The 19,426-nt window shown below is 66.3% G+C and carries 20 protein-coding genes; 4 read left to right on the forward strand and 16 right to left on the reverse strand.

Annotated elements, in window-relative coordinates; genetic code table 11:
• Positions 1-15: 15 nt before the first annotated feature.
• The 8 genes from ACUXVX_RS13875 to argS form a co-directional block, all read right to left on the reverse strand.
• Positions 16-1,830: an ABC-F family ATP-binding cassette domain-containing protein gene (locus ACUXVX_RS13875; protein WP_446308760.1), complete on the reverse strand. Its 1,815-nt coding sequence runs from the start codon at positions 1,828-1,830 to the stop codon at positions 16-18.
• A gap of 67 nt (positions 1,831-1,897) precedes the next feature.
• On the reverse strand, positions 1,898-2,059 hold the full coding sequence (locus tag ACUXVX_RS13880; protein WP_222493545.1) for a hypothetical protein: 162 nt from the start codon (positions 2,057-2,059) through the stop codon (positions 1,898-1,900).
• Positions 2,056-2,202 carry a hypothetical protein gene (locus tag ACUXVX_RS13885; RefSeq protein ID WP_222469007.1) on the reverse strand — a complete coding sequence of 49 codons (147 nt, stop codon included), beginning with the start codon at positions 2,200-2,202 and terminating at the stop codon, positions 2,056-2,058. The genes ACUXVX_RS13880 and ACUXVX_RS13885 overlap by 4 nt, the downstream gene beginning before the upstream one ends.
• Positions 2,195-2,812: an SMC-Scp complex subunit ScpB gene (scpB, locus tag ACUXVX_RS13890; protein ID WP_446311545.1), complete on the reverse strand. Its 618-nt coding sequence runs from the start codon at positions 2,810-2,812 to the stop codon at positions 2,195-2,197. The genes ACUXVX_RS13885 and scpB overlap by 8 nt, the downstream gene beginning before the upstream one ends.
• A gap of 49 nt (positions 2,813-2,861) precedes the next feature.
• The gene (locus tag ACUXVX_RS13895) at positions 2,862-3,653 is read right to left on the reverse strand and encodes a segregation and condensation protein A (protein ID WP_222493547.1); all 792 of its coding nucleotides are present in this window, start codon (positions 3,651-3,653) and stop codon (positions 2,862-2,864) included.
• Positions 3,654-3,658: 5 nt separating this feature from the next.
• A complete protein-coding gene (locus tag ACUXVX_RS13900) occupies positions 3,659-4,702 on the reverse strand; it encodes a glycoside hydrolase family 3 N-terminal domain-containing protein (protein WP_446308761.1) in 1,044 nt (347 codons plus the stop codon).
• Complete coding sequence (locus ACUXVX_RS13905; protein ID WP_446308762.1) at positions 4,678-5,733, reverse strand: SPOR domain-containing protein; 1,056 nt, start codon at positions 5,731-5,733, stop codon at positions 4,678-4,680. The genes ACUXVX_RS13900 and ACUXVX_RS13905 overlap by 25 nt, the downstream gene beginning before the upstream one ends.
• 113 nt (positions 5,734-5,846) lie before the next feature.
• Positions 5,847-7,589: an arginine--tRNA ligase gene (argS, locus tag ACUXVX_RS13910; protein WP_446308763.1), complete on the reverse strand. Its 1,743-nt coding sequence runs from the start codon at positions 7,587-7,589 to the stop codon at positions 5,847-5,849.
• A 95-nt stretch (positions 7,590-7,684) separates the two neighbouring features.
• Between argS and ACUXVX_RS13915 the strand changes: the two genes are divergently transcribed.
• The gene (locus ACUXVX_RS13915) at positions 7,685-8,767 is read left to right on the forward strand and encodes a hypothetical protein (protein ID WP_446308764.1); all 1,083 of its coding nucleotides are present in this window, start codon (positions 7,685-7,687) and stop codon (positions 8,765-8,767) included.
• A gap of 20 nt (positions 8,768-8,787) precedes the next feature.
• On the opposite strand, the gene ACUXVX_RS13920 is transcribed toward ACUXVX_RS13915, so the two are convergent.
• Positions 8,788-9,924 (reverse strand): deoxyguanosinetriphosphate triphosphohydrolase, encoded by a 1,137-nt coding sequence (locus ACUXVX_RS13920; protein WP_446308765.1) that lies wholly within the window; start codon positions 9,922-9,924, stop codon positions 8,788-8,790.
• A gap of 95 nt (positions 9,925-10,019) precedes the next feature.
• Between ACUXVX_RS13920 and ACUXVX_RS13925 the strand changes: the two genes are divergently transcribed.
• The gene (locus ACUXVX_RS13925; protein WP_222469001.1) at positions 10,020-10,343 is read left to right on the forward strand and encodes a HesB/IscA family protein; all 324 of its coding nucleotides are present in this window, start codon (positions 10,020-10,022) and stop codon (positions 10,341-10,343) included.
• 122 nt (positions 10,344-10,465) lie between these two features.
• Here ACUXVX_RS13925 and ACUXVX_RS13930 read toward each other — a convergent pair whose 3' ends face one another.
• The 5 genes from ACUXVX_RS13930 to ACUXVX_RS13950 all read right to left on the reverse strand — a co-directional run bounded on the left by ACUXVX_RS13930 (position 10,466) and on the right by ACUXVX_RS13950 (position 15,864).
• Positions 10,466-11,182 (reverse strand): GAD-like domain-containing protein, encoded by a 717-nt coding sequence (locus ACUXVX_RS13930; RefSeq protein WP_446308766.1) that lies wholly within the window; start codon positions 11,180-11,182, stop codon positions 10,466-10,468.
• Between the two features lie 13 nt (positions 11,183-11,195).
• Positions 11,196-12,881: a polymorphic toxin type 15 domain-containing protein gene (locus ACUXVX_RS13935; protein WP_446308767.1), complete on the reverse strand. Its 1,686-nt coding sequence runs from the start codon at positions 12,879-12,881 to the stop codon at positions 11,196-11,198.
• Between the two features lie 9 nt (positions 12,882-12,890).
• A complete protein-coding gene (locus tag ACUXVX_RS13940) occupies positions 12,891-13,277 on the reverse strand; it encodes a hypothetical protein (RefSeq protein WP_446308768.1) in 387 nt (128 codons plus the stop codon).
• Positions 13,278-13,287: 10 nt separating this feature from the next.
• Positions 13,288-15,426 (reverse strand): type VI secretion system Vgr family protein, encoded by a 2,139-nt coding sequence (locus tag ACUXVX_RS13945; protein WP_446308769.1) that lies wholly within the window; start codon positions 15,424-15,426, stop codon positions 13,288-13,290.
• A gap of 231 nt (positions 15,427-15,657) precedes the next feature.
• Positions 15,658-15,864: a hypothetical protein gene (locus ACUXVX_RS13950; protein ID WP_222468996.1), complete on the reverse strand. Its 207-nt coding sequence runs from the start codon at positions 15,862-15,864 to the stop codon at positions 15,658-15,660.
• Positions 15,865-16,082: 218 nt separating this feature from the next.
• Between ACUXVX_RS13950 and xth the strand changes: the two genes are divergently transcribed.
• Positions 16,083-16,874: an exodeoxyribonuclease III gene (xth, locus tag ACUXVX_RS13955; RefSeq protein ID WP_446308770.1), complete on the forward strand. Its 792-nt coding sequence runs from the start codon at positions 16,083-16,085 to the stop codon at positions 16,872-16,874.
• Positions 16,867-17,640 carry a DUF6630 family protein gene (locus ACUXVX_RS13960; RefSeq protein WP_446308771.1) on the forward strand — a complete coding sequence of 258 codons (774 nt, stop codon included), beginning with the start codon at positions 16,867-16,869 and terminating at the stop codon, positions 17,638-17,640. Before xth ends, ACUXVX_RS13960 begins: the two co-directional genes overlap by 8 nt.
• 11 nt (positions 17,641-17,651) lie before the next feature.
• Here ACUXVX_RS13960 and ACUXVX_RS13965 read toward each other — a convergent pair whose 3' ends face one another.
• Together ACUXVX_RS13965 and dksA are read right to left on the reverse strand one after the other, a co-directional pair.
• The gene (locus ACUXVX_RS13965; RefSeq protein ID WP_446308772.1) at positions 17,652-18,809 is read right to left on the reverse strand and encodes an FAD-dependent monooxygenase; all 1,158 of its coding nucleotides are present in this window, start codon (positions 18,807-18,809) and stop codon (positions 17,652-17,654) included.
• A gap of 63 nt (positions 18,810-18,872) precedes the next feature.
• Complete coding sequence (gene dksA / locus ACUXVX_RS13970) at positions 18,873-19,295, reverse strand: RNA polymerase-binding protein DksA (RefSeq protein ID WP_222468992.1); 423 nt, start codon at positions 19,293-19,295, stop codon at positions 18,873-18,875.
• Positions 19,296-19,426 lie beyond the last annotated feature (131 nt).

Genomic DNA, 19,426 nt, shown 5'->3' on the forward strand with positions numbered 1-19,426 from the left:
GGACCAAGATGAAGATCAGGCCGAGGCCTTTTCCTCCAGCTCCAGCCATTCCTCTTCCGCCGCAGAGAGCTTCGTCTGCCGCTCTGTCAGCGCCTCGCTGGCCTTCTTGAACTTCACCGGCTCGCGGGTGAAGAGCTCGGGGTCGCTCATCAGCTCGGTCAGCTTGCCGATCTCGGCTTCCAGCCGCGCGATCTCGGCGGGCAACGCCTCCAGCCGGTGTTTCTCGGTAAAGCTGAGGCCATTCGCCTTGGGCTTCTCCGGCGCGGGCTTTTCCTCCACCTTCGCGGCCCGCTTGGGCGCGGCGGTGGAGCGCTGCCACTGCCCGCCGCCCTGCGCCACGAGGTCAGACCAGCCGCCAGCATAAACCGTCGCCCGGCCCTCGCCCTCCAGCACCACCGAGCGGGTTGCCACCCGGTCGATGAAATCCCGGTCGTGGCTCACCAGCAGCACGGTGCCGGGGTAGTCCGAGAGCACCTCCTGCAGCAGGTCCAGCGTTTCGATGTCGAGGTCGTTGGTCGGCTCGTCCAGCACCATCAGGTTGCTCTCGCGCGCCATCAGCCGGGCCAGCAGCAGCCTTGCCTTCTCGCCGCCCGAGAGCGAGCGCACCGGCGCGCGGGCCTGCGCCTCGTCGAAGAGAAAGTCTTTCAGGTAGCCGACCACGTGGCGCGGCTGCCCCCGCACCATCACCTGGTCGGCCTGCCCGCTCACCCGCATCGCCGGATCGCCCGCGAGGTTCTCCCACAGGCTGGCATCGCCATCGAGCGCGGCGCGGGTCTGGTCGAAGACCGCCATCTCCACCCCGTGACCTTGCTTCACCTGCCCCTCGTCGGGCGCGGTCTTGCCGATGAGCATGTTGATCAGCGTGGTCTTGCCCGCGCCATTGGGCCCAACAAAAGCCACCCGCTCGCCGCGGGTGAGCTTGAGGTCGAAGGGCCGCAGGATCACCTTTTCGCCAAAGCGCTTGGCAATTCCCTGCGCCTCCAGCACCACCTTGCCGCTCTTGGTGCCCTCTTCCAGCTCCAACGCCGCCACGCCCTTTCGGCGCACCTGCCCCGCGCGCTCGGCCCGCAGCTCCTGCAGGGCGCGCACCCGGCCCATGTTGCGCTTGCGGCGGGCGCTGATGCCCTCCACCGCCCAGCGGGCCTCGGCCTTGATCTTGCGGTCGAGCTTGTGGCGGGCGGTGTCTTCCTCTTCCCAGGCCTTGTCGCGCCAAGCCTCGAAATGGGCAAACCCCTGCTCCTGCCGCCGCACCTCGCCCCGGTCGATCCAGAGCGTGGCCCGGGTGAGGTTGGTCAGAAAGGCCCGGTCGTGGGAAATCAGCACATAGCCTGCGCGGGTCTCGCGCAGCTCGCGCTCCAGCCAGCCGATGGCTTCGATGTCGAGGTGGTTGGTCGGCTCGTCCAGCAGCATCAGCTCCGGCGCTTCGGCCAGCAGTTTGGCCAGCGCAGCGCGCCGCCGTTCACCGCCCGAGGCCGAGGCCACCGCCGTCTCGAGCCCAAACTTCAGCCCCTCGGCCACCGCCTCCACGCGCCAAGCCTCTGACTCGTCCAGCCCACTCGCTGCGAACGCGCCCAGCGTCTCGAAACCCTCCATCGAGGGCTCCTGCTCCATGTAGCCCACCCGCACGCCCGGCGCGGCCACCACCGCGCCCGCGTCAGCCTCCACGAGGCCTGCCATGACCTTCATCAGGGTGGATTTGCCCGAGCCGTTGCGGCCTACCAGCGCCACACGGTCGCCGGGCTGCACGGTCAAGGAAACACCTTCAAAAACGGGGTTGCCGCCGAAGGTGAGCGAAATGTCGGAGAGTTGCAAAAGCGGGGCGCGGGCCATGATGCGCGTGGCCTATCCCGCCCCCGAGGCCGGGTCAAGCGGTCCGGTGGGCCGCCTCACAGCGCCGTCAGAACCGGCCGAACATCCGCCCGATCCGCAGGGCCGAGCGCAGCTTGCGGCGGTTCTCGTTTCCGCCCTTCGCGCCACCCATGCCGCCATTGCGGCCAGCGCGGCGCCGCGAACGCATCAGCATCCGCAGCACCATGTTTATGAGATGGCCGGCGTTCACTCGTCGTCCTTCTTGCCGCTGCCCAGCATGCTGTCACGGGCCGAGTTCATGCCCTGGCTCATCTTGCTGTTCATCGCATGGCGGGCCTTGTCGGAGAACTGCATCACGATCGTGCGCCAGATCTGCGAAAAAATGCTATTCATCTGTCTCTTCCTCTCTGAAAAGTTCGTCTTGGTCTTGAGTGTCGTCCGCCTCGTCTTCGCCGTCTCCCAGCCCGACCATGCCCGGCGGCGGGCGGCTGTCGAGCAGGCCCGCCGCCCTGAGCTCCTTGAGCCCCGGCAGGTCGCGGGCAGATTCCAGGCCGAAATGGTCCAGAAAATCCTGTGTCACCACATAGGTCACCGGGCGGCCCGGCGTCATGCGGCGGCGGCCAAAGCGGATCCACTCCAGCTCCAGCAATTGGTCCACCGTGCCGCGGCTCACGCTCACGCCCCGGATCTCCTCGATCTCGGCGCGGGTGACGGGCTGGTGATAGGCCACGATGGCCAGTGTCTCGATGGCGGCGCGGGAGAGCTTCCGCGTCTCGACCGTCTCTTTTTGCATCAAAAAGCCAAGGTCCGGCGCGGTGCGCATCGCCCAGGCCTCCCCGACCCGGCGCAGCTCCACGCCGCGCCCCTCGTAGCGCTTCTGCAGGTTCTCCAGCGCCACCTGCGCCTCGGCGCCGTGCGGCATCCGGGCGTTCAGCTCGGCCACGGTGACAGGCTCGGCGCTGGCAAAGAGAATGGCCTCCACCATCCGCTCCTGCTCGCCCATCGGCGGCGCTTCAAAGAGGCTTTCCTCGACCTCCACCTCATCCAGCCCGTCAACCACGCGGCGCCTCCTTCAGCTTGATCTGAATGGGGGCAAAGGTGTCTTCCTGCCGGATCGTCAGGTGCCCGTGCTTCACCAGTTCCAGCGAGGCGGCAAAGGTCGCCGCTGTCGCCGAGCGGCGGCGCATCGGGTCGTTCTCCCAGCCCTCGGGCAGGTAGGTCATCAGGTTGGTCCACTCGCCCGCATAGCCGATCAGCCCGCGCAGCCGGTCCAGCGCCTGCTCCATCGTGAACAGGTTTTCGCGGTCCATCACGAAGGGGCGGAACTCGTCCTTGGTGCGGATGCGGGCATAGGCCTTCATCAGGTCCATCAGCGTGGCGGTGTAGGTCACCCGCCGCACCCGCTCCACGCTCTCCGGCACCCCGCGCGCAAAGAAGTCGCGGCCCATCTGGTCGCGCGCCATCAGCTTGGCGGCCACATCGCGCATGGCGGCAAGCCGCTCCAGCTGGAACGCGAGGTGCGCCGCCAGTTCCTCGCCGCTCGGGCCTTCTTCCGAAGGATCGGGCGGCAGCAGCAGCTTGGATTTCAGAAACGCCAGCCAAGCCGCCATTACCAGATAATCGGCGGCCAGTTCGATGCGCAGCTGCTTGGCGCGTTCAACGAAGGCAAGGTACTGCTCGGCCAGTTGCAGGATCGAGACCTTCCGCAGGTCCACCTTCTGGGTCCGGCCAAGGGTCAGCAGCAGATCGAGCGGCCCTTCGAAGCCGTCGACATCGACGATCAGCGCCTCGGCCGCCAGCCGGTCGGACACATCCGAAAAGAGGGAGGCCCCGTCCTCAGCCATCGTCCTCACCCATCGCCCGCCTGCCCTCTCAATACGGCCTCGTACTCGGCCTCCATTGCGCTCCGGTCAATGGTATCAGGGGTGCGGCGGGCTTCCAAGGCAGCATCCACCCGGGCCAGCCCCGTTTCATTCATATCTTCGGCAATCTCCGCCAGCGCCTTCAGCTCGCTGAAAACGCCCTTGCAGTAGAGCACCACATCGCACCCCGCCGCCCGCGCGGCCTGCGCCCGCTGCGGCAGGCTGCCATCCAACGCCTCCATGCTCAGATCATCGGTCATCAGCAGGCCGCCAAAGCCGATTTCTTCGCGAATGAGCGCAATCATCACCGGGTCCACCGTGGCGGCCTTCTCCGAGAAGGCCTCGAACACGATATGCGCGCTCATCCCGAGCGGCAGGTCGTTCAGCGCCTCGAAGGCGGCAAAATCACTGATCCGCAGCTCCTCCGCCGAGGCGGTGACGCGGGGCAGCTCTAGGTGGCTGTCCATCGTCGCGCGGCCGTGGCCGGGAATGTGCTTGAGCACTGGCAGCACCCCGCCCGCGAGCAACCCGTCCGCCACTGCGCGGGCGGATTTGACAACCGCTTCAAGGGTTTCGCCATAGCAGCGGTTGCGCAGCACGGCATGGGTCTTGGCATGGGCAATGTCGCCCATCGGGGCGCAGTTGCCATCTATTCCGACGGCGCGCAGATCGTCGGCGATGAGCCGGTAGCGCAACTCCATCGCCCTTGCGGCACGCTCCGGCCCTACCTGCGCGTTCTGGTCCAGCGGCGGCAGCCAGTTGCGCCAATGCGGCGGGCCCATCCGGTCCACCCGGCCGCCCTCCTGATCGATGAACACCGGGGCCTCCCAGCCCACAGCCTCCCGCAGCCCGGCGGTCAGGGCCCTCACCTGCTCCGGGTGGGCGATGTTGCGCTTGAAAAGGATGAAGCCCACAGGGCTCACATCGGCAAAAAGCGCCGCCTCATCCGGCGTCACCTCGAGCCCGTCGCAACCGAAGATGTAGGGCGAAAGCCGTGCGGGCCGTTTCACCGAGCGACCACCGGGATGCATTCGGCTTTCTCCGCCACCAGCGCCGCACAGAACCGGCGCGCATCGCTGAGGTCCGCAAACCCCTGCGCCCGCAGACGATAGAAGGTCTGCCCGCCGCTTTCGGCCTCCATGATCAGCCGGGTCTTCTCCAACATCAGGCTGTCGAACTGCCCGGCAAGCCGGCCCCAAAGCTGGGCGGCCTCCTCCGGGCTTTCAAAGGCCCCAAGCTGCACCAGCCGGGTGCCAGCCGGCACCTGATCGTCCTCGGCAACCTCGGCGCCCTCGGGCACCACCGTCGTGCGCCGCGCCTCCGGCTCCGCCTCGCTCGGCGCAGGCGCTTTCAGCCCGGCAGGCCGCACCTTGGGCCGCAGCGAGCGCTTCACGCCCGGCAGATTGGCCAGCTTCGCCTTCTCCGGGTCCGCCGCCTCGGTCGACGCCTCGGCAGCCGCGCCAGAGAGAGGCTCGGCCCCCTCGCTCAGCTGCCCGGCCATCGCCAGCGCCACGGCCACCGGGTCGTTCGGGTCCACATCGTCGGGCAGGTTGGCGGCCACGGCCAGCTCAGGCGCGACCAGCTCGCCATCCTGGGCCTCGGTGCCGGGCGTCGCCTCTTCGGGGGCCACCTGCGCCTGCTCCACCTCGCGCTGCACCATCGCGGCGAGCGGCAAATCTTCTTCGCTCAGCGTCGCCGGGCCGGGCGCCAGCGTGATCTGCTCGGGCAGATCGGCGGCCTCGCCCTCGGCGGCCACATCGTTCACCGCGTAGCCCGTGTGGTCGGCCACCTCGCCGCCCGGCTCTTCCGGCGCAATCCGCATCGGCCCTTCCAGCGCGGCCACGACCGGCACGCCGGTCACATCGCGCACGGTAATCCGATAGCCCCAAATGGCCAGCCCCGCGATCAGCGCAAGGCTCATCGCCGCGCCCGCGCCGCTGACCAGCTTCGCGCCCGCACTTCGCGGCGCATCGCTCTGATAATCCTGCGTGAATTCGGGCTCATAGCCCGCCTGATCCGCGCCCTGCGGCGCCCCATCCGGGTGCCACACGACCTCGTTCATCGGTCGAAGATCCTGCCTGGGATCCATGCTCGCCTCGCTCTCTCGGCCCGCCCTCTTTTCGGGGCTGGGCACGCTTGCCTGCCTCCCCGATCAGTGGCGCGGGCCCTGAGGGCTCAGCGCATCTCTTCCGCCGGGGTTACGCCCAAGATACCAAGACCGGACGAAATGACAACGGAAACGGCCTTCGCCAAGGCGATTTTCGGCAGAGAAGCGCCTTCGTTGCCCTCCTGGAAGAACCGCAGTTCCGGCGTGTCGTTGCCCCGGTTCCACAGCGCGTGGAACGCCTGCGCCAGCTCGTAGAGATAAAAGGCGATCCGGTGCGGCTCATGGCCCTTGGCGGCAATCTCCACCAGCCGCGGCCATTCGGCCAGCTTGCGGGCCACCGGCAGTTCGGCCTCGTGCAGCGTGTCGAGGTCCTGATCCAGAATGGTGATCTGGTCCAGTTTCCAGCCCGCGGCTTCCGCCTTCCGCATCACCGAGCGCACCCGCGCGTGGGCGTATTGCACGTAGAAAACCGGGTTGTCCTTGCTCTGCTCCAGCGCCTTGGCAAAGTCGAAGTCGAGCGGCGCGTCGTTCTTGCGGGTCAGCATCACAAAGCGGGTCACATCTGCGCCCACCTCGTCCACCACGTCGCGGAGCGTGACGAATGTGCCCGCCCGCTTGGACATCTTGAACTCCTGCCCGTCCTTGAACAGTTTCACCAGCTGGATCAGCTTCACATCCAGCGGCACCCGCTCCTCCGACAGCGCGGCAACGGCAGCCTTCATCCGCTTGACGTAGCCGCCGTGATCGGCGCCGAACACATCAATAAGCTCGTCGAAGCCTCTGGAAACCTTGTCGTAATGATAGGCGATGTCGGGGGCGAAATAGGCCCATGCGCCATCGGCCTTCTGCACCGGCCGGTCCTCGTCGTCGCCATAGTCGGTGCTTTTGAAGAGGGTCTGCTCGCGGGCTTCCCAATCGTCCGGCAGCTTGCCCTTGGGCGGCTTCAGCTTGCCCTCGTAGATCAGCCCCTTGCCCCGCAGATCGTTGATCGCGGCCTCGATCTTGCCGGTGCCATAGAGCGCCTTTTCCGAGAAGAACACGTCCATCTCGACGCCGAGCGCGGCCAGATCCTCGCGGATCAGCGCCATCATCGCCTCGGTCGCGAAGTCCCGCACCTCTTCCAGCCAGAACTGCTCGCCCTTGTCCACAAAGGCATCGCCCACCTTGGCCTTCAGCGCCTCGCCCACCGGCACGAGATAGTCGCCGGGGTAGGTGCCATCTTCAAAGGCCACGTCCTGCCCGTGCGCCTCCAGATAACGGAGGTACACAGAGCGGGCGAGCACATCCACCTGCGCGCCACCGTCGTTGATGTAATATTCCCGCGTCACCTCGTAGCCCGCATAGGCCAGCAGGCTCGCCAGAGCGTCGCCGAAGACGGCGCCCCGCGTATGACCCACATGCATCGGGCCGGTCGGATTTGCCGAGACGAATTCAACGTTTACGCGACGACCTTCACCCAGCTCCGAACGCCCGAAAGAAGCCCTGTCCGACAGCACCGCCTTCACCACGCCGCCCCAGACCGCCGGGGCCAGCGCGAGGTTGATAAACCCCGGCCCAGCCACCTCGGCACGCTCGATCCGCACATCCTTGGCAAGACGGTCCGCAAGCTGCCCCGCAATCTCGCGCGGGTTGGCCTTGGCGGGCTTGGCCAGCACCATCGCGGCATTGGTCGCCATGTCGCCATGGGCGGCATCGCGCGGCGGCTCCACGGTCACATTGTCCAGCGCCAGCCCCTCGGGCAGCGCGCCTTCGGCCATCATGGCCTCCAGTTCGGTTACAACGAGCGCCCGGATATCGGCAAAGAGGTTCATGTCATCGGTCCTTCTCTCCGCCCGCGTCTCTATCAGCCCGCCCGCAGGGGTCAAGCGTCGCTTGCACCGCTCCGCCCCGTTGGTAGGAATGCACCATGACAGACCTCAGCCCAAGCCACCGCGCCCTGCGCCTCTGCATCGCCCTGGCGCTCGCCTCCGCCGTCTTGGGCCTGCTGCTCTTCACCATCCCGCGCGAAATGGTCACGCCGCAGCCGCCGCTCTACCAATTCGAAGGGCTGGCGTTCCGTATCGTGCAGGGCGCGACGCTGGCAATTTCGCTGCTCTCCATGCTGATTGCCGCCATCCTGCCGCAAGCGGTGCCGCGGCCGGGCTCGGGGCGTGCGGCGCGCACCGGGGCGCACCTCGCCACCCTCCTCGTGGCGCTCATCGCGGTTGCCAATATCTGGTTCGCCACCCGCAGTGAGTTCGAACTCGCCGCCCGCGATGCCTACGCCATGCAAATCGCCGTCATGTCCCTTGGCTCGGTTATCGGCATCGCGGGCCCGCTCGCACTAACCGCCGCGCTGGCCCTGCGCCTGCCCGGGCCCACACCACGCCATGCGGCGCTCATCGCCCTGGTCCTGCTGGTGCTCGCCGACGTGGCCTTCACATCTGGCCTGTCTCCCCTGCCGGCGGGCGGGCCACTACTGGCGCTCCTTCTGCTGATCGCCGTCATGCTCCACCGCAAAGCCCTGCTGCCCGGCGCCATACGCCCTTGGCTTATTGCCCTCGTCGCCCTCTGGGCCCTGCCGTGGATGGTCGCCCACCTGCCGCTGGCCGGGGCCGCGCTGATGATAACCGATCCCTCCCAGCGCTTCGCAGCGCTGGCCGATGCGCTGCTTTCGTCGGAACCCGCCAACCACCTGCTCGGCCCGCTGCCCCTGCTGCTCTGCCTCGGCGCTCTCGCCTGCCTGCTCTTTGCCCAGCCGCGCCGCCGCATAAACACGACGTGCGCCACCCTGATCGGTCTCGCCGCCCTGCTGCCCGCGCTTGCCTATGCGACGGGCTATGTCCCCTTTAGCCCCGCCAGCGCGTTCGACATGCTCCGCACCGGTGCCCTGAGCCTCGGCGTAGCGCTGACAGCGGCGCTTGGCGGGCTTGCGTCATCCCTAGCCGTGCCGCTGACGGTGCTGGTCTGCGCCTGGCTCTGGTTGCGCGGCACCATCCGGCCGCTCTAGGCGCTCCCCCGGCAGTTTTGCTACCCCAGCAGCTTCTCATGCATCTGCAAGGCAAAGCGGTCGGTCATGCCGGCAATGTAATCGGCCACGATCCGCGCCAGCGCCGTCTGGCCCCGCGCCTCGCCCACGTCCTTCTGCCACTCATCGGGCAGCAGATCGGGGCGTGACATGAAGAGCGGAAACAGCTCTTCCACCACCTTCGTCACCTTCTCACGCATCTCCACCACCGCCGGCGCGCGATACATCCGCTGAAACAGGAAGGCCCGCACCTCGGTGATCCGCGCCTTCAGATCGTCCGAGAAATCCACCACCGGATGCCCCAGCTCCCGCACCTCCTGTGCGCTCTGTGGGGCGGCCTCGTTCAACCGGGCGCGGCTGACCGCGATCACATCCTCTACCATCACGCCGAACACCCGCCGCAGCGCCTCGTAGCGGCGGCGCTTGAAGTCCAGCCCGGGGTAGATCTGGTCCACCTGCCGATAGCTGTCGGCGGTCAGCGCAAGACCTTCAAGGTCCCGGTCGGTAAAAAGCCCGGCCCGCAGCCCGTCCATCAGGTCGTGGTTGTTGTAGGCAATGTCGTCCGACAGCGCCGCTACCTGCGCCTCGGCGCTGGCATGGGTGTGCAATTCCAGATCCTGCAGCTTGGCATATTCGGCCAGCCCATAGGGCAGCGCGCCCTCCACCGGCCCGTTGTGCTTGGCGATGCCCTCAAGGCTCTCCCACGTCAGGTTGATCCCGTCGAACTCCGCGTAATGCCGCTCCAGTGAGGTTACGATGCGGATCGCCTGCGCATTGTGGTCAAACCCGCCGTGCGGCGCCATCAGCGCCGCCAGCGCGTCCTCCCCGGTGTGGCCAAAGGGCGTGTGCCCGAGGTCATGGGCCAGCGCCACCGCCTCCGTCAGCTCGATGTTCAGCCCCAGCGTGCCCGCAATCGTGCGGCCCACCTGCGCCACTTCCAGCGTATGCGTCAGCCGGGTGCGAAAGTGATCGCCCTCGTGCTCGACGAAAACCTGCGTCTTGTGCTTGAGCCGCCGGAACGCGCTGGCATGGATGATCCGATCCCTATCGCGCTGAAAAGGCGAGCGAAAATGGCTCTCCTCCTCCGGAAATAGCCGCCCCCGGCTTTGCTCCGGATCACATGCATAAACCGCCCGCATAGCTGCCCCGTCCCTTCAATTCCCGCGCAACCCTGCCTTGTCGCGCCCTGTCCCGCCCCATATATTTGAAACGTAACCGGAAAGCGATGCACCCGATGACCCTCACCCTGCCGCCAAAAGTCACCCCCCGCGCCTATGCCCGCCTCGCCGAGATCGGCGCGGCCCCCAAGGCGCTGCGCGTCGCCGTCGAAGGCGGCGGTTGCTCAGGCTTTCAATACGAGATCACGCTCGACGAGCCCGCCGCCGACGACCTTGTGCTGGAGCAGGGTGGCCAGAAGGTCGTGGTCGACGAAGTCTCCCTGCCCTTCCTCGAAGGCGCCACCATCGACTTCTCCGACGAAATCATCGGCGCCCGCTTCACGATCGAAAACCCCAACGCCACCAGCTCCTGCGGCTGCGGCACCTCGTTTTCGATGTAGGCCGACGCTGGGCAAGTCGGCCTTCCAAGACCTCAACGGTAGATGCCCATTCCTCCCGCGTTAGCTTCGTGTCACGCAATCGTTGCTTCGAAGCGACATTAGAACAGACCTCCAAATGACGCTCAGCCGATTTCGCGGGCGATGGTCTCTCGGCCGTGAACAAGATGGGTCAGTGCGAAGGGTGCGAGTTGCGCTATCATCGTGAAGTGCACCAAGGCATCCATCTTCTGCACGTTTTCAACAGCGCGCGTCCGACTGTCGTAGCCCGCTACAGCGAGTGAAGGGACGAACCCAAAGCATTCTCCCGCCTGCAATGGCCCTAAACGGCGCACCGCTTCCCGGAACATCGGCTCATCGGCGAAGTCCCACAACTCACGTGCATTGTCGTCCCAAGGCAGGAGCGCCGCCGACAGGCTGTTGGCATCGGGTTCCGTCGCCGTGCCCGCCATACCTGCTGGCAGGATCGGCGCATTCATTACGTCGGGCAACAATCGCGGCGCTTTGACCGTGTAGCGCAGCAGATCAACCGTCACCTCGCCATGGCGCTCCGACCACATCTTCAAGGTGCCCCACGCATTGTAGGCGGCAACGTGGCAATCAGCATGGCTGAAGTCGGAATCCGCCTTGAAGATCAGCGCAGCAACCGGCCTGAACGCCAGCGGGTCGCAGAACTGGTAGCCCCTATCGAAGTAGTGGCCAAAGCCGAACTCTTCAATGAAGCCCACATAGGCTGCCGGAAAGTGCGCGCGCAGGTAGTCCATCGCTTCTGCACTCGGGGCCTTGCCTCCGCGCGGCGGGCCGATCTCCTCGATCATCTCGGCGTAGTGAGAGTGCAGCATGGCTCGTCCTTCTCTATCGGCATCTCGAAAGGCCGACGTTCATGTTTCTGTCGCCCATTCCGGCGGCGCGCATGTCGCTTGCGGCCTGGGCCAGCGTACCGGCCCTCGTTGTGCCCGAGTTGGAGCCGCCCGGCGCAATGTTCCAGAGGCTGCCGATCCGCTGGTTCTGTGGACCGCCGCCCATGGTCAGAACACGGGGGTCCCCACCGGCGATGATATCAACCACATGGGTGGCGTTGAGGCCAGACATGATCTCGCGGATTCGCGCAGGCGAAAGCCCCTGCTGCCGGAGTTGGTTGCGGTACGCCTCGCGCGCTGCCTCCTGCGCCCTGCGATCGCGCAGCAGATCCGTCGCGCTGCCATTCTGCCCGTTCTCCCGCCAGACCGTCCGCGCCTGGTCTAGGACCGCATGAGCATAGCCCATCTCATCGGCGGTCATCGAATTGATTCCGGTCTGTTGCTCGGCGAGCTGCCGGTCGAACTCCGCGATCTGATCGGCATCCCATGTATCGGGCACATCAAAGCAAGGAACGTCCGTCTGCGGCACCGGGGCGGTGGCCGGGTCGTCATTGTCACGCCGGTCCCCACCCCCCTCGTCACCGTCCCTGCGGTCGCCATCGCCCGTGCTGGCGTCTCTGTCGGGAATGGTCCGGTTGCTGTCAGGTTCAATACCGGCAACCTGGCTCTGGTCCGGTTCACCGTATTTTCCGGTGAGTTCCCCCTCGCTCCAATCCGCCTCTCCGAGCCGGCGCCCATCCATAGTCGTCAGCTCAACCCCGTAGCGCCCGCCCCGCCGGATCGGCACAAACCTCAGGGCACGTACGATCCCGACGCCCGCACCGAATTCAGCAGCAAGAAAGGCACCGTCGATACCGCTGGTGACGATTGCGTACATCAGCCCGCACTCTTCGTATCGGGCTTTCAGCTGGTTCCAGATATTGGTGAAGTAGCTCTTCAGCTTCTCGATTGCCGCATCGCGGTGAATATCCGCCTCGGCTCGAAGCCGATCCTGCCGCTCGCGGAGTTCGGCTGCCGATTGTTCGACAACCTCGACGCCCATCTCCTCTTCCATCTCCTCGACGCTGTCGTAGCCCATCGCCCATAGCGCAAACTCGTCGCCATCCTCGAAACCAAACACCGAGCCGACCCGGTCGAGCAGGGTTCTGTCGCCCCGTTCCCGCGCCTCCGCTGCCTCGATCTCGTCCTGAAGGTTGTCGGCCCGCCAGTCGAGGATGTCAGCTACCTCGATGTTCCGGAACGCCGAATTCATGTAGGCGCTGTGGAGCTGGCCGGCTATTTCGCGCCTGAAATCGTCGTCCGTGGCCAGTTTGTAGACCATCTCGATCATCGCGTAATACTCGAGGAACTGTTCCCGCGTGTATTGGGCGATCGAGCAGTTGCCCTGCCCGTGACTCCCCCCCGGCTCGTCGAGTGCGAGGTAGTCGGCATCCTGAAGGTCGGCTTCCTCGGCGATCACGCGCTGAGCAGCATCGGCAACGCCGGGAAACCGCTCCGAGATCCACGGATCGGTCGCCGCGCGTTCATAGCCATCCGGCGGGGTCAGGTAGCTGGCCTCAAAACTGGATGGCATCGGCAGCGTATTGGCGGCGCCGCCCACCAGTTCCCGATAGGCCTGCAGGGCCTCCTCGTACTCGCGCTGGTCGCGCAGATAGCGTTCCTCGAGTTCGGTTTCGGCCATGCGCCCGACCTAGAACAGCGATCTGTCGAGCGTGGTATCTTTCTCGCCCGTAAAGAAGCTTCTCAGAACCTCGGGCGCAAAAGCCTTGATCGACTTGGACCGGCTCTCGGGCATTAGCCCCAGCGCCGGCACGCACAGCCCGGTCGCGGCCATATGCGCCTGCGCAATGCCCGTGATCTTGGCAAGGTGCTTGTCATCGATACGCGGCGACAAGGTCGCCTGCATCACTTCGCCCAGCTTGCGAATGCGCGTCGCAGGCCGCAGGTGAACATCGCGCATCGAAGCCGTCACCTTGACGCCTGCCTGCGCAAAGAATGCCTCACGCAAAGCGTCACGCTGGCCGCGGTTTTCATCCTGTGCCGAATTCCAGCTCCCCGACGTCGGTTTGAGTGCCATGACTTCGCTCCTAGTTCAGGTCGATACGACCGGCCGTCGCTTTGATGCTGGAACTGCCGTTGATCTTGATGTCGACACCCTCCAACGAGATGTTGCCATCACGGTCCATCACCAACTTCGACTTTCCGACCACCAACTCGAACTTTTCGCCCACGTGAACGACCTTGTTGTTGCCGACTTCCTCCCAAGACCCGATCGCGACGCTCTCGTTCTTGATGCCACCCACGGTGACCTGATAGCCGCCGCCGACCGTCAGCGCCTTGGCAGCGCCAACCATCTCGGTCGAAGAGAGCATCACCGTCTCCGCCTTGTTCTTCGCCACCCCGATCACGAGGTTCCCCTCGCCCATGTTCAGAAAGTCCGGCAGCCCCAGCTTGTTGGCCAGATCGCCAAGCTTGCCGGTGAAAGCGGTAAACGCGCCGGTCACGGCGCTCTGCAATTTGTTGGGGCCGACCATCAGGGTCATGTTGCCGCCGATCACCTCGTGGTGGTTGTTGCCCACCTCGATCGACTTGTTGTTGCCCACGCTCTCCGACTGGTTCCGGTCCACCCGCTTGGCGCGGTTGTTTTCAACGTGGATCTCATGGTCCTTCTGGGCGTGGAGATAGATCTTCTCCTCGTCCTTCTCATCCTCGAAGTAGAGCTCGTTGAAGCCCTTGCCCTGATGCGTATCGGTCCGGAAGGTCGAGCGGGTCTTGTGCTTGGGCAACTCCCACGGCACATCGTTCTTCCCGTTGTACACACAGCCCGTCACCAGCGGTTTGTCGGGGTTGCCCTCGATGAACTCCACCACCACTTCCATGCCGATCCGCGGGATCACCATGCCGCCCCAGCCCTTGCCGGCCCAGTTCTGGCTGACCCGGCAGCGCATGGAGTGGGCGCCGGTCAGGTCCCAGTGGAAGCGCACGAGGATGCGACCGTACTTGTCGCAGTCAATCTCGCCCTCGCCCACCACGCGGGCCGTCTGAGGCCCCTGCACGATGGGTTGCGGCGTGGCGCGGACCGGCGCGAAGGGCGCGGAGACGGGTGTGAGCACGTAATGCCCCTCATAGGCCCGCTCGCCATCACTTGCGCCGGACCGATAGGCCTCCGAGGTGAACTCGTGGCGCGCCTCAAGGCACAGGTGCTGCTCGGCAGCGATAAAATCGGCGAACGGCCCGTGGGCGGTGCAGCGCATGCCCGACTTCAGGCTGATCACATCGCCCGCCGCATGGGCGCGCACGTCCTCGCTGCGCTCCTGCGTGGTCCGCAGCTGCGCCAGCGCCTTGCGGGCGGTGTCATCCTCGCTGTCGGGCGCAGTGCGGTTCGGCTCGCGCGGCGCGCCCGGCACGCCGGTGTCCTCGATGCCGGTCGGATAATCGTAGCTTTCGATGTCGCCGAAGCTGAACTCCGCATCGCCCACCTGCTCCACCACCTGGTTCGCGCCGGGCTTCTTGAAGTTGTAGTCGGCCAGCTTGATCTTGCCGGTGGTCATGTGGCGCGCGCGCCGCCAGTCCCAGAAGTGCTCCTCCTCCTTGCGGAAGTTCTCCTCCACCGGGCGATACTCGCGGGTGATGTCGGGCAGCTCGCCCATCGCCTCATGGCTGTCGGTCAGCACAAGGCAGTGGTTCCCCGCCTCATGCTCAAAATGGTAGCTGATCCCGAAGCACTCCATCAGCCGGCAGGCAAAGGCGAGGTCGCTCTCGCGATACTGCACCGTGTATTCCAGCTCAGGGTAGGTCTGGTTCAGATCCAGCCGATGGGTCTCCGGCCCGGCGCTCGACCAATCGCCAAGCACCTGCTCCAGAATGTCGTTCACCGGCATCTCGTGGAAGATCCGCTGCTGCCGCCGCCGCCCGGCGAGCCAGAACCACGGGCGCAGCTCCAGCGCATAGCGGTCCCCGGCCACATCGGCCTTCATCCACTCCACCGCCGTCACGATGCCATCGAAGGGGCAGGCGCCGTGGTTCACCGTCTCCAACTGCACCGTCGCATGGGTGCCCAGCAGCGCATCAGGGTCCAGCCCCTTCCGCGCGAGCACCTCGGCCCGGTAGTCGAACAGCCCGTTGACCCTGTCCGTCCCGGCAAATTTCAGAAGCAGCAGGTGATCCTTGCCCAGATCCGTCTCGATCCAGCCGAGGTTTGTCTCCTGGGTATAAACGCCATCCATTGAAAAAAACGCACCATTGAGGGGGGAGGCGTCAATTGCCAAGATTCAAGTGAGTCAAAATACGTTCACACAATACATCTCAAAGTAGAGATACCGGCAAGGCGCTTCAAGGACCGTTGTGTGAAATTTTCACGTTGATCCGGTTACTTATGCAACGACCCGCCGAGCGGCAGCAGGCACGGCGGGCCAGCCGCCGCCCAGTGCGCGACCCGCGCGGCGCAGGGCGCGGTGTCAGGCCAGATGCCGCGTCAGATCCACCGTTTCGTCGGGCAGGTCGAGCGAGATATGCCCGGTGCGCGGGTTCACCGTGACCGCCGGTTTCTCGGGCAGAAAGTCGATCGCCGTGTTCAGGTCGCCAAGCAGCCGCTCGATCGCTTCGCGGCGGGTTTCGATTCTGGGGGTCTCGCTGGCACGCGGGCCAAAGATGGTGCTGAACATCGGGTGTCTCTCTCGGCTTTGTCTGGGTCCGGCCTGCGCCACTTGCCGCGCGGCCTGTCATCAGATGAACCAGCCCGCCCCACGCCCGGTTCCCTGAAATCCAACTGCCCCCGTGATGTCCGCGTGATGTCCCCGCGAAGACCCCGCTCAGACCCCGGTCAGACATTGTGCGCCCCGGCCCGATCGGGCAGAAAGGCCCAGCAAGCGCGGAGGGCCCCATGAAAATCGCCACCTTCAACATCAACGGCGTGAAGGCCCGCATCAGCGCCGTCACCGATTGGCTCACCGAGAGCGCCCCCGATGTGGCCCTCCTGCAAGAGATCAAATCGGTCGACGAGGCCTTCCCCCGCGAGCATTTCGAAGACCTCGGCTATCAGGTCGAGACCCACGGCCAAAAGGGCTTCAACGGCGTCGCCATCCTGTCCAAACTCCGGCTCGAAGATGTCAGCCGCGGCCTGCCCGGCGACGACACCGATGAGCAGGCCCGCTGGATCGAGGCCACTGTGATGGGCGAGCGCACCGCCATCCGCCTCTGCGGCCTCTACCTGCCCAACGGCAACCCGGTGGAAGACGGGCAGAGCGAGAAGTTCCGCTACAAGCTCGGCTGGATGGACCGGCTGATCGAACGCGGCAAAGCCCTACTGGCCGAGGAGCAGCCCGCGCTGATGGCGGGCGATTACAACATCATCCCCTCCGCCATTGATGCCGCCCGCCCCGAGGCCTGGGTCGGTGACGCGCTGTTCCACCCCGAAAGCCTCGCCAAGTGGCGCACCCTCAACAACCTCGGCTTCACCGAGGCCTTCCGCGCCCGTACCCGCGGCCCCGGCCACTATTCCTTCTGGGATTACCAGCGCGGCGCGTGGGATCGGAACGATGGCATCCGCATCGACCACTTCCTGCTGACCCCGCAAGCCGCCGACACCCTGCGCGACTGCTGGATCGAAAAGGACGTGCGCGGCCGCGAAAAGCCCTCCGACCACGTGCCCGTCTGGGTCGATCTGGATGTCTGACATCCCCGACCGCGCCGCCGCCAGCGGTGCGCTCTCGCTCATTGCGCTGGTGGCCTCCCTGCCCCTGCTCGCCCCGCCGCCGCTCTATCTGTGGCGGCAAGGTGCCTTCGATGCGCCCCGCGTCAAGCTCACCCGCCTCATCACCGGCAATGACAGCGAGGCCCTCACCGTCGCCCGCGCCATCGAAAGCGGCGACACGCCCGGCGTGATCGAGGCCGAAACCGGCGCTGCGCTCGACGACGGCGGCTCCCGCTCCATCACCCTCGCCTGGTTTCTCGCCGCGGCCTTCTCCTGGGACAGCCCCCGCGCCGCCTATTTCGATTGGAAAGACGGCTGCGAGCAGGCCTGCCCCCAACTCGATGCCATGCTCGAGGCCCACGGCGTCACCGACCGGCCCGACCCGGAGCAGATCATCGCAGACGAAGCCCTGCACTGGGACGAATGGGGGGCCATGCCCGTGGTCTGGGCCCATTACGCCCCTGTTTTCGACGCCCACGGCCTCCAACTCGTCACGCTCGACCCCATCGGCGGTTGGGATGCCTATTACCTCTTCGTCACCTCAAAACGCACCGCCGCCCGCTGGGATGGCGTGGTGATCGAAGAGCCGGAAGGCCCCGGGCTGGAGCTTCACGCCATCCCTGCCCCCACAGCCGATGTGTCCACCGCAGAAGGCCTCGCCGCCGCCCTGCCGCAGGTCACCGGCACCACCTCCGGCCCGCGCAACGCGCCCCTGCTCGCAGGCCTCCCCCTGCTCGATCTCTTCTGAACCACCCGGCGTCAGCCCGAGGTCACATCCTCACCCCAAAGCCAGTCAAACCGCCCCGGCAGCACCCCCGGCGCAAAGCGGCTCGCCAGCCCCAGCGCCAGATGTGCCGCCCAGCGTTTCGGCCCGCGCGGCAGATGGTAGTTCCGCGCATTCGCCGTCGCCGCGTCCACGATCCTCCTGCACCGCGCCTCCCGCGCCGCCTGAAACGCCGCCAGCCCGGCCTCCAGCCCGTCGGCCTCCGCCAACGCGGCGGCCAGCACCCATGCGTCCTCCAACCCCATCGCCGCGCCCTGTGCCAAGTAGGGCAGCGTCGGATGGGCCGCGTCGCCCACAATCACCAGCCGCTCCCGGTGCCACCGCGCCGCGACCCCGTGCCGGAACAGCCCCCAGCGCCGCACCGTCTCGACCCGCGCCAACCACCCCGGCACCGGCCCGCCGAAGCCCGCGAAGGCCGCCCGAAACGCCTCCACATCGCCCGGCACCTGCCAGCCTTCTTCGGCCCAGTCTGCCTGCTCCTCGCAGGCCACGATGTTTACAAGCCGCCCGCCCCGCAGCGGGTAGGCCACCAAGTGCCGCCCCGGCGCGAGGAACAGCTGCGCCTCAGGCGGCAACGGCGCCTCAGCCTCCACCAGCGCACGCCACGCCACCTGATGGGTGAATACCGGTTCCTGAGGCCCCAACAGCGCCGCGCGGGCGACCGAATGCAGCCCGTCCGCGCCCACAACCAGCCCGGCCTCCAGCACCTCGCCCGCCTCTGTGATCACACGCCCCCCGGGCTGCACTTCCGCCACGCGGCAGCCCAGCGTGATCTCCACGCCCGCCTCCCGCGCGCCGCGCTCCAGCACCGCGATCAGATCGGCCCGATGCACGTTGGCAAACCGCCCCCGGCCCGCGTAGGGCACAAAGGCCACCTCCCGGCCCCGCGCCGCCTCGCGCATCCGAACGCCTCGGCTCTCGTCGCTGACTTCCGCAAACGCCTGCCCCAGCCCCAGAGCCTCCAGCACCCGGCCCGCATTGGGGCTCACCTGAAGCCCCGCGCCCACCTCGGCAATCTCCCCCGCCTGCTCCAGCAGCCGCACCCGCGCCCCGCGCAGGGCCAGCCCCCGCGCCGTGGCCAGACCGGCGACCCCGCCGCCGAGCACCAGCACATCCAGTCCAATCAAGGTCATGAAAACACAACGCCCGGCCGGCCTCTCGGCCTCCGGGCGCGTTTTGCAATCAGCATCAAGGGATCAGTCGTCCCGATGCACCTTCTCGCGGCGCTCGTGGCGCTCCTGCGCCTCAAGGCTCAGCGTGGCGATCGGGCGGGCATCCAGCCGCTTCAGGCTGATCGGCTCACCGGTCTCTTCGCAATATCCGTATTCGCCGTTCTCGATCCGGCGCAGCGCCGAGTCGATCTTGGCCACCAGCTTGCGCTGACGGTCGCGGGTGCGCAGTTCCAGAGCCCGGTCGGTCTCTTCACTGGCACGGTCGGCGATGTCTGGGATGTTGCGAGTGCCATCCTGCAAGGCTTCGATCGTGTCGCGGCTGTCAGACAGCAGGTCTTCGCGCCACTGGATCAGCTTGCGACGGAAGTATTCCGTCTGGCGATCGTTCATGAAGGGTTCGTCTTCGGCCGGGCGATAATCGTCGTCCAGAAAAAGTTCCTGCTTCATCCGTGCTCCCTCGGGCTGTGCTTTTCTTTCACTCTGTCGAGTCGTTTGCATCACGCGCTCCAATGCGGTCCATCTACACGCGCCTGCCCCCCTTGTCACTGTCTTTTAATGCCGTCAGGGTGGAATTGACC

It is taken from the genome of Vannielia sp. SX4 (assembly GCF_052828525.1).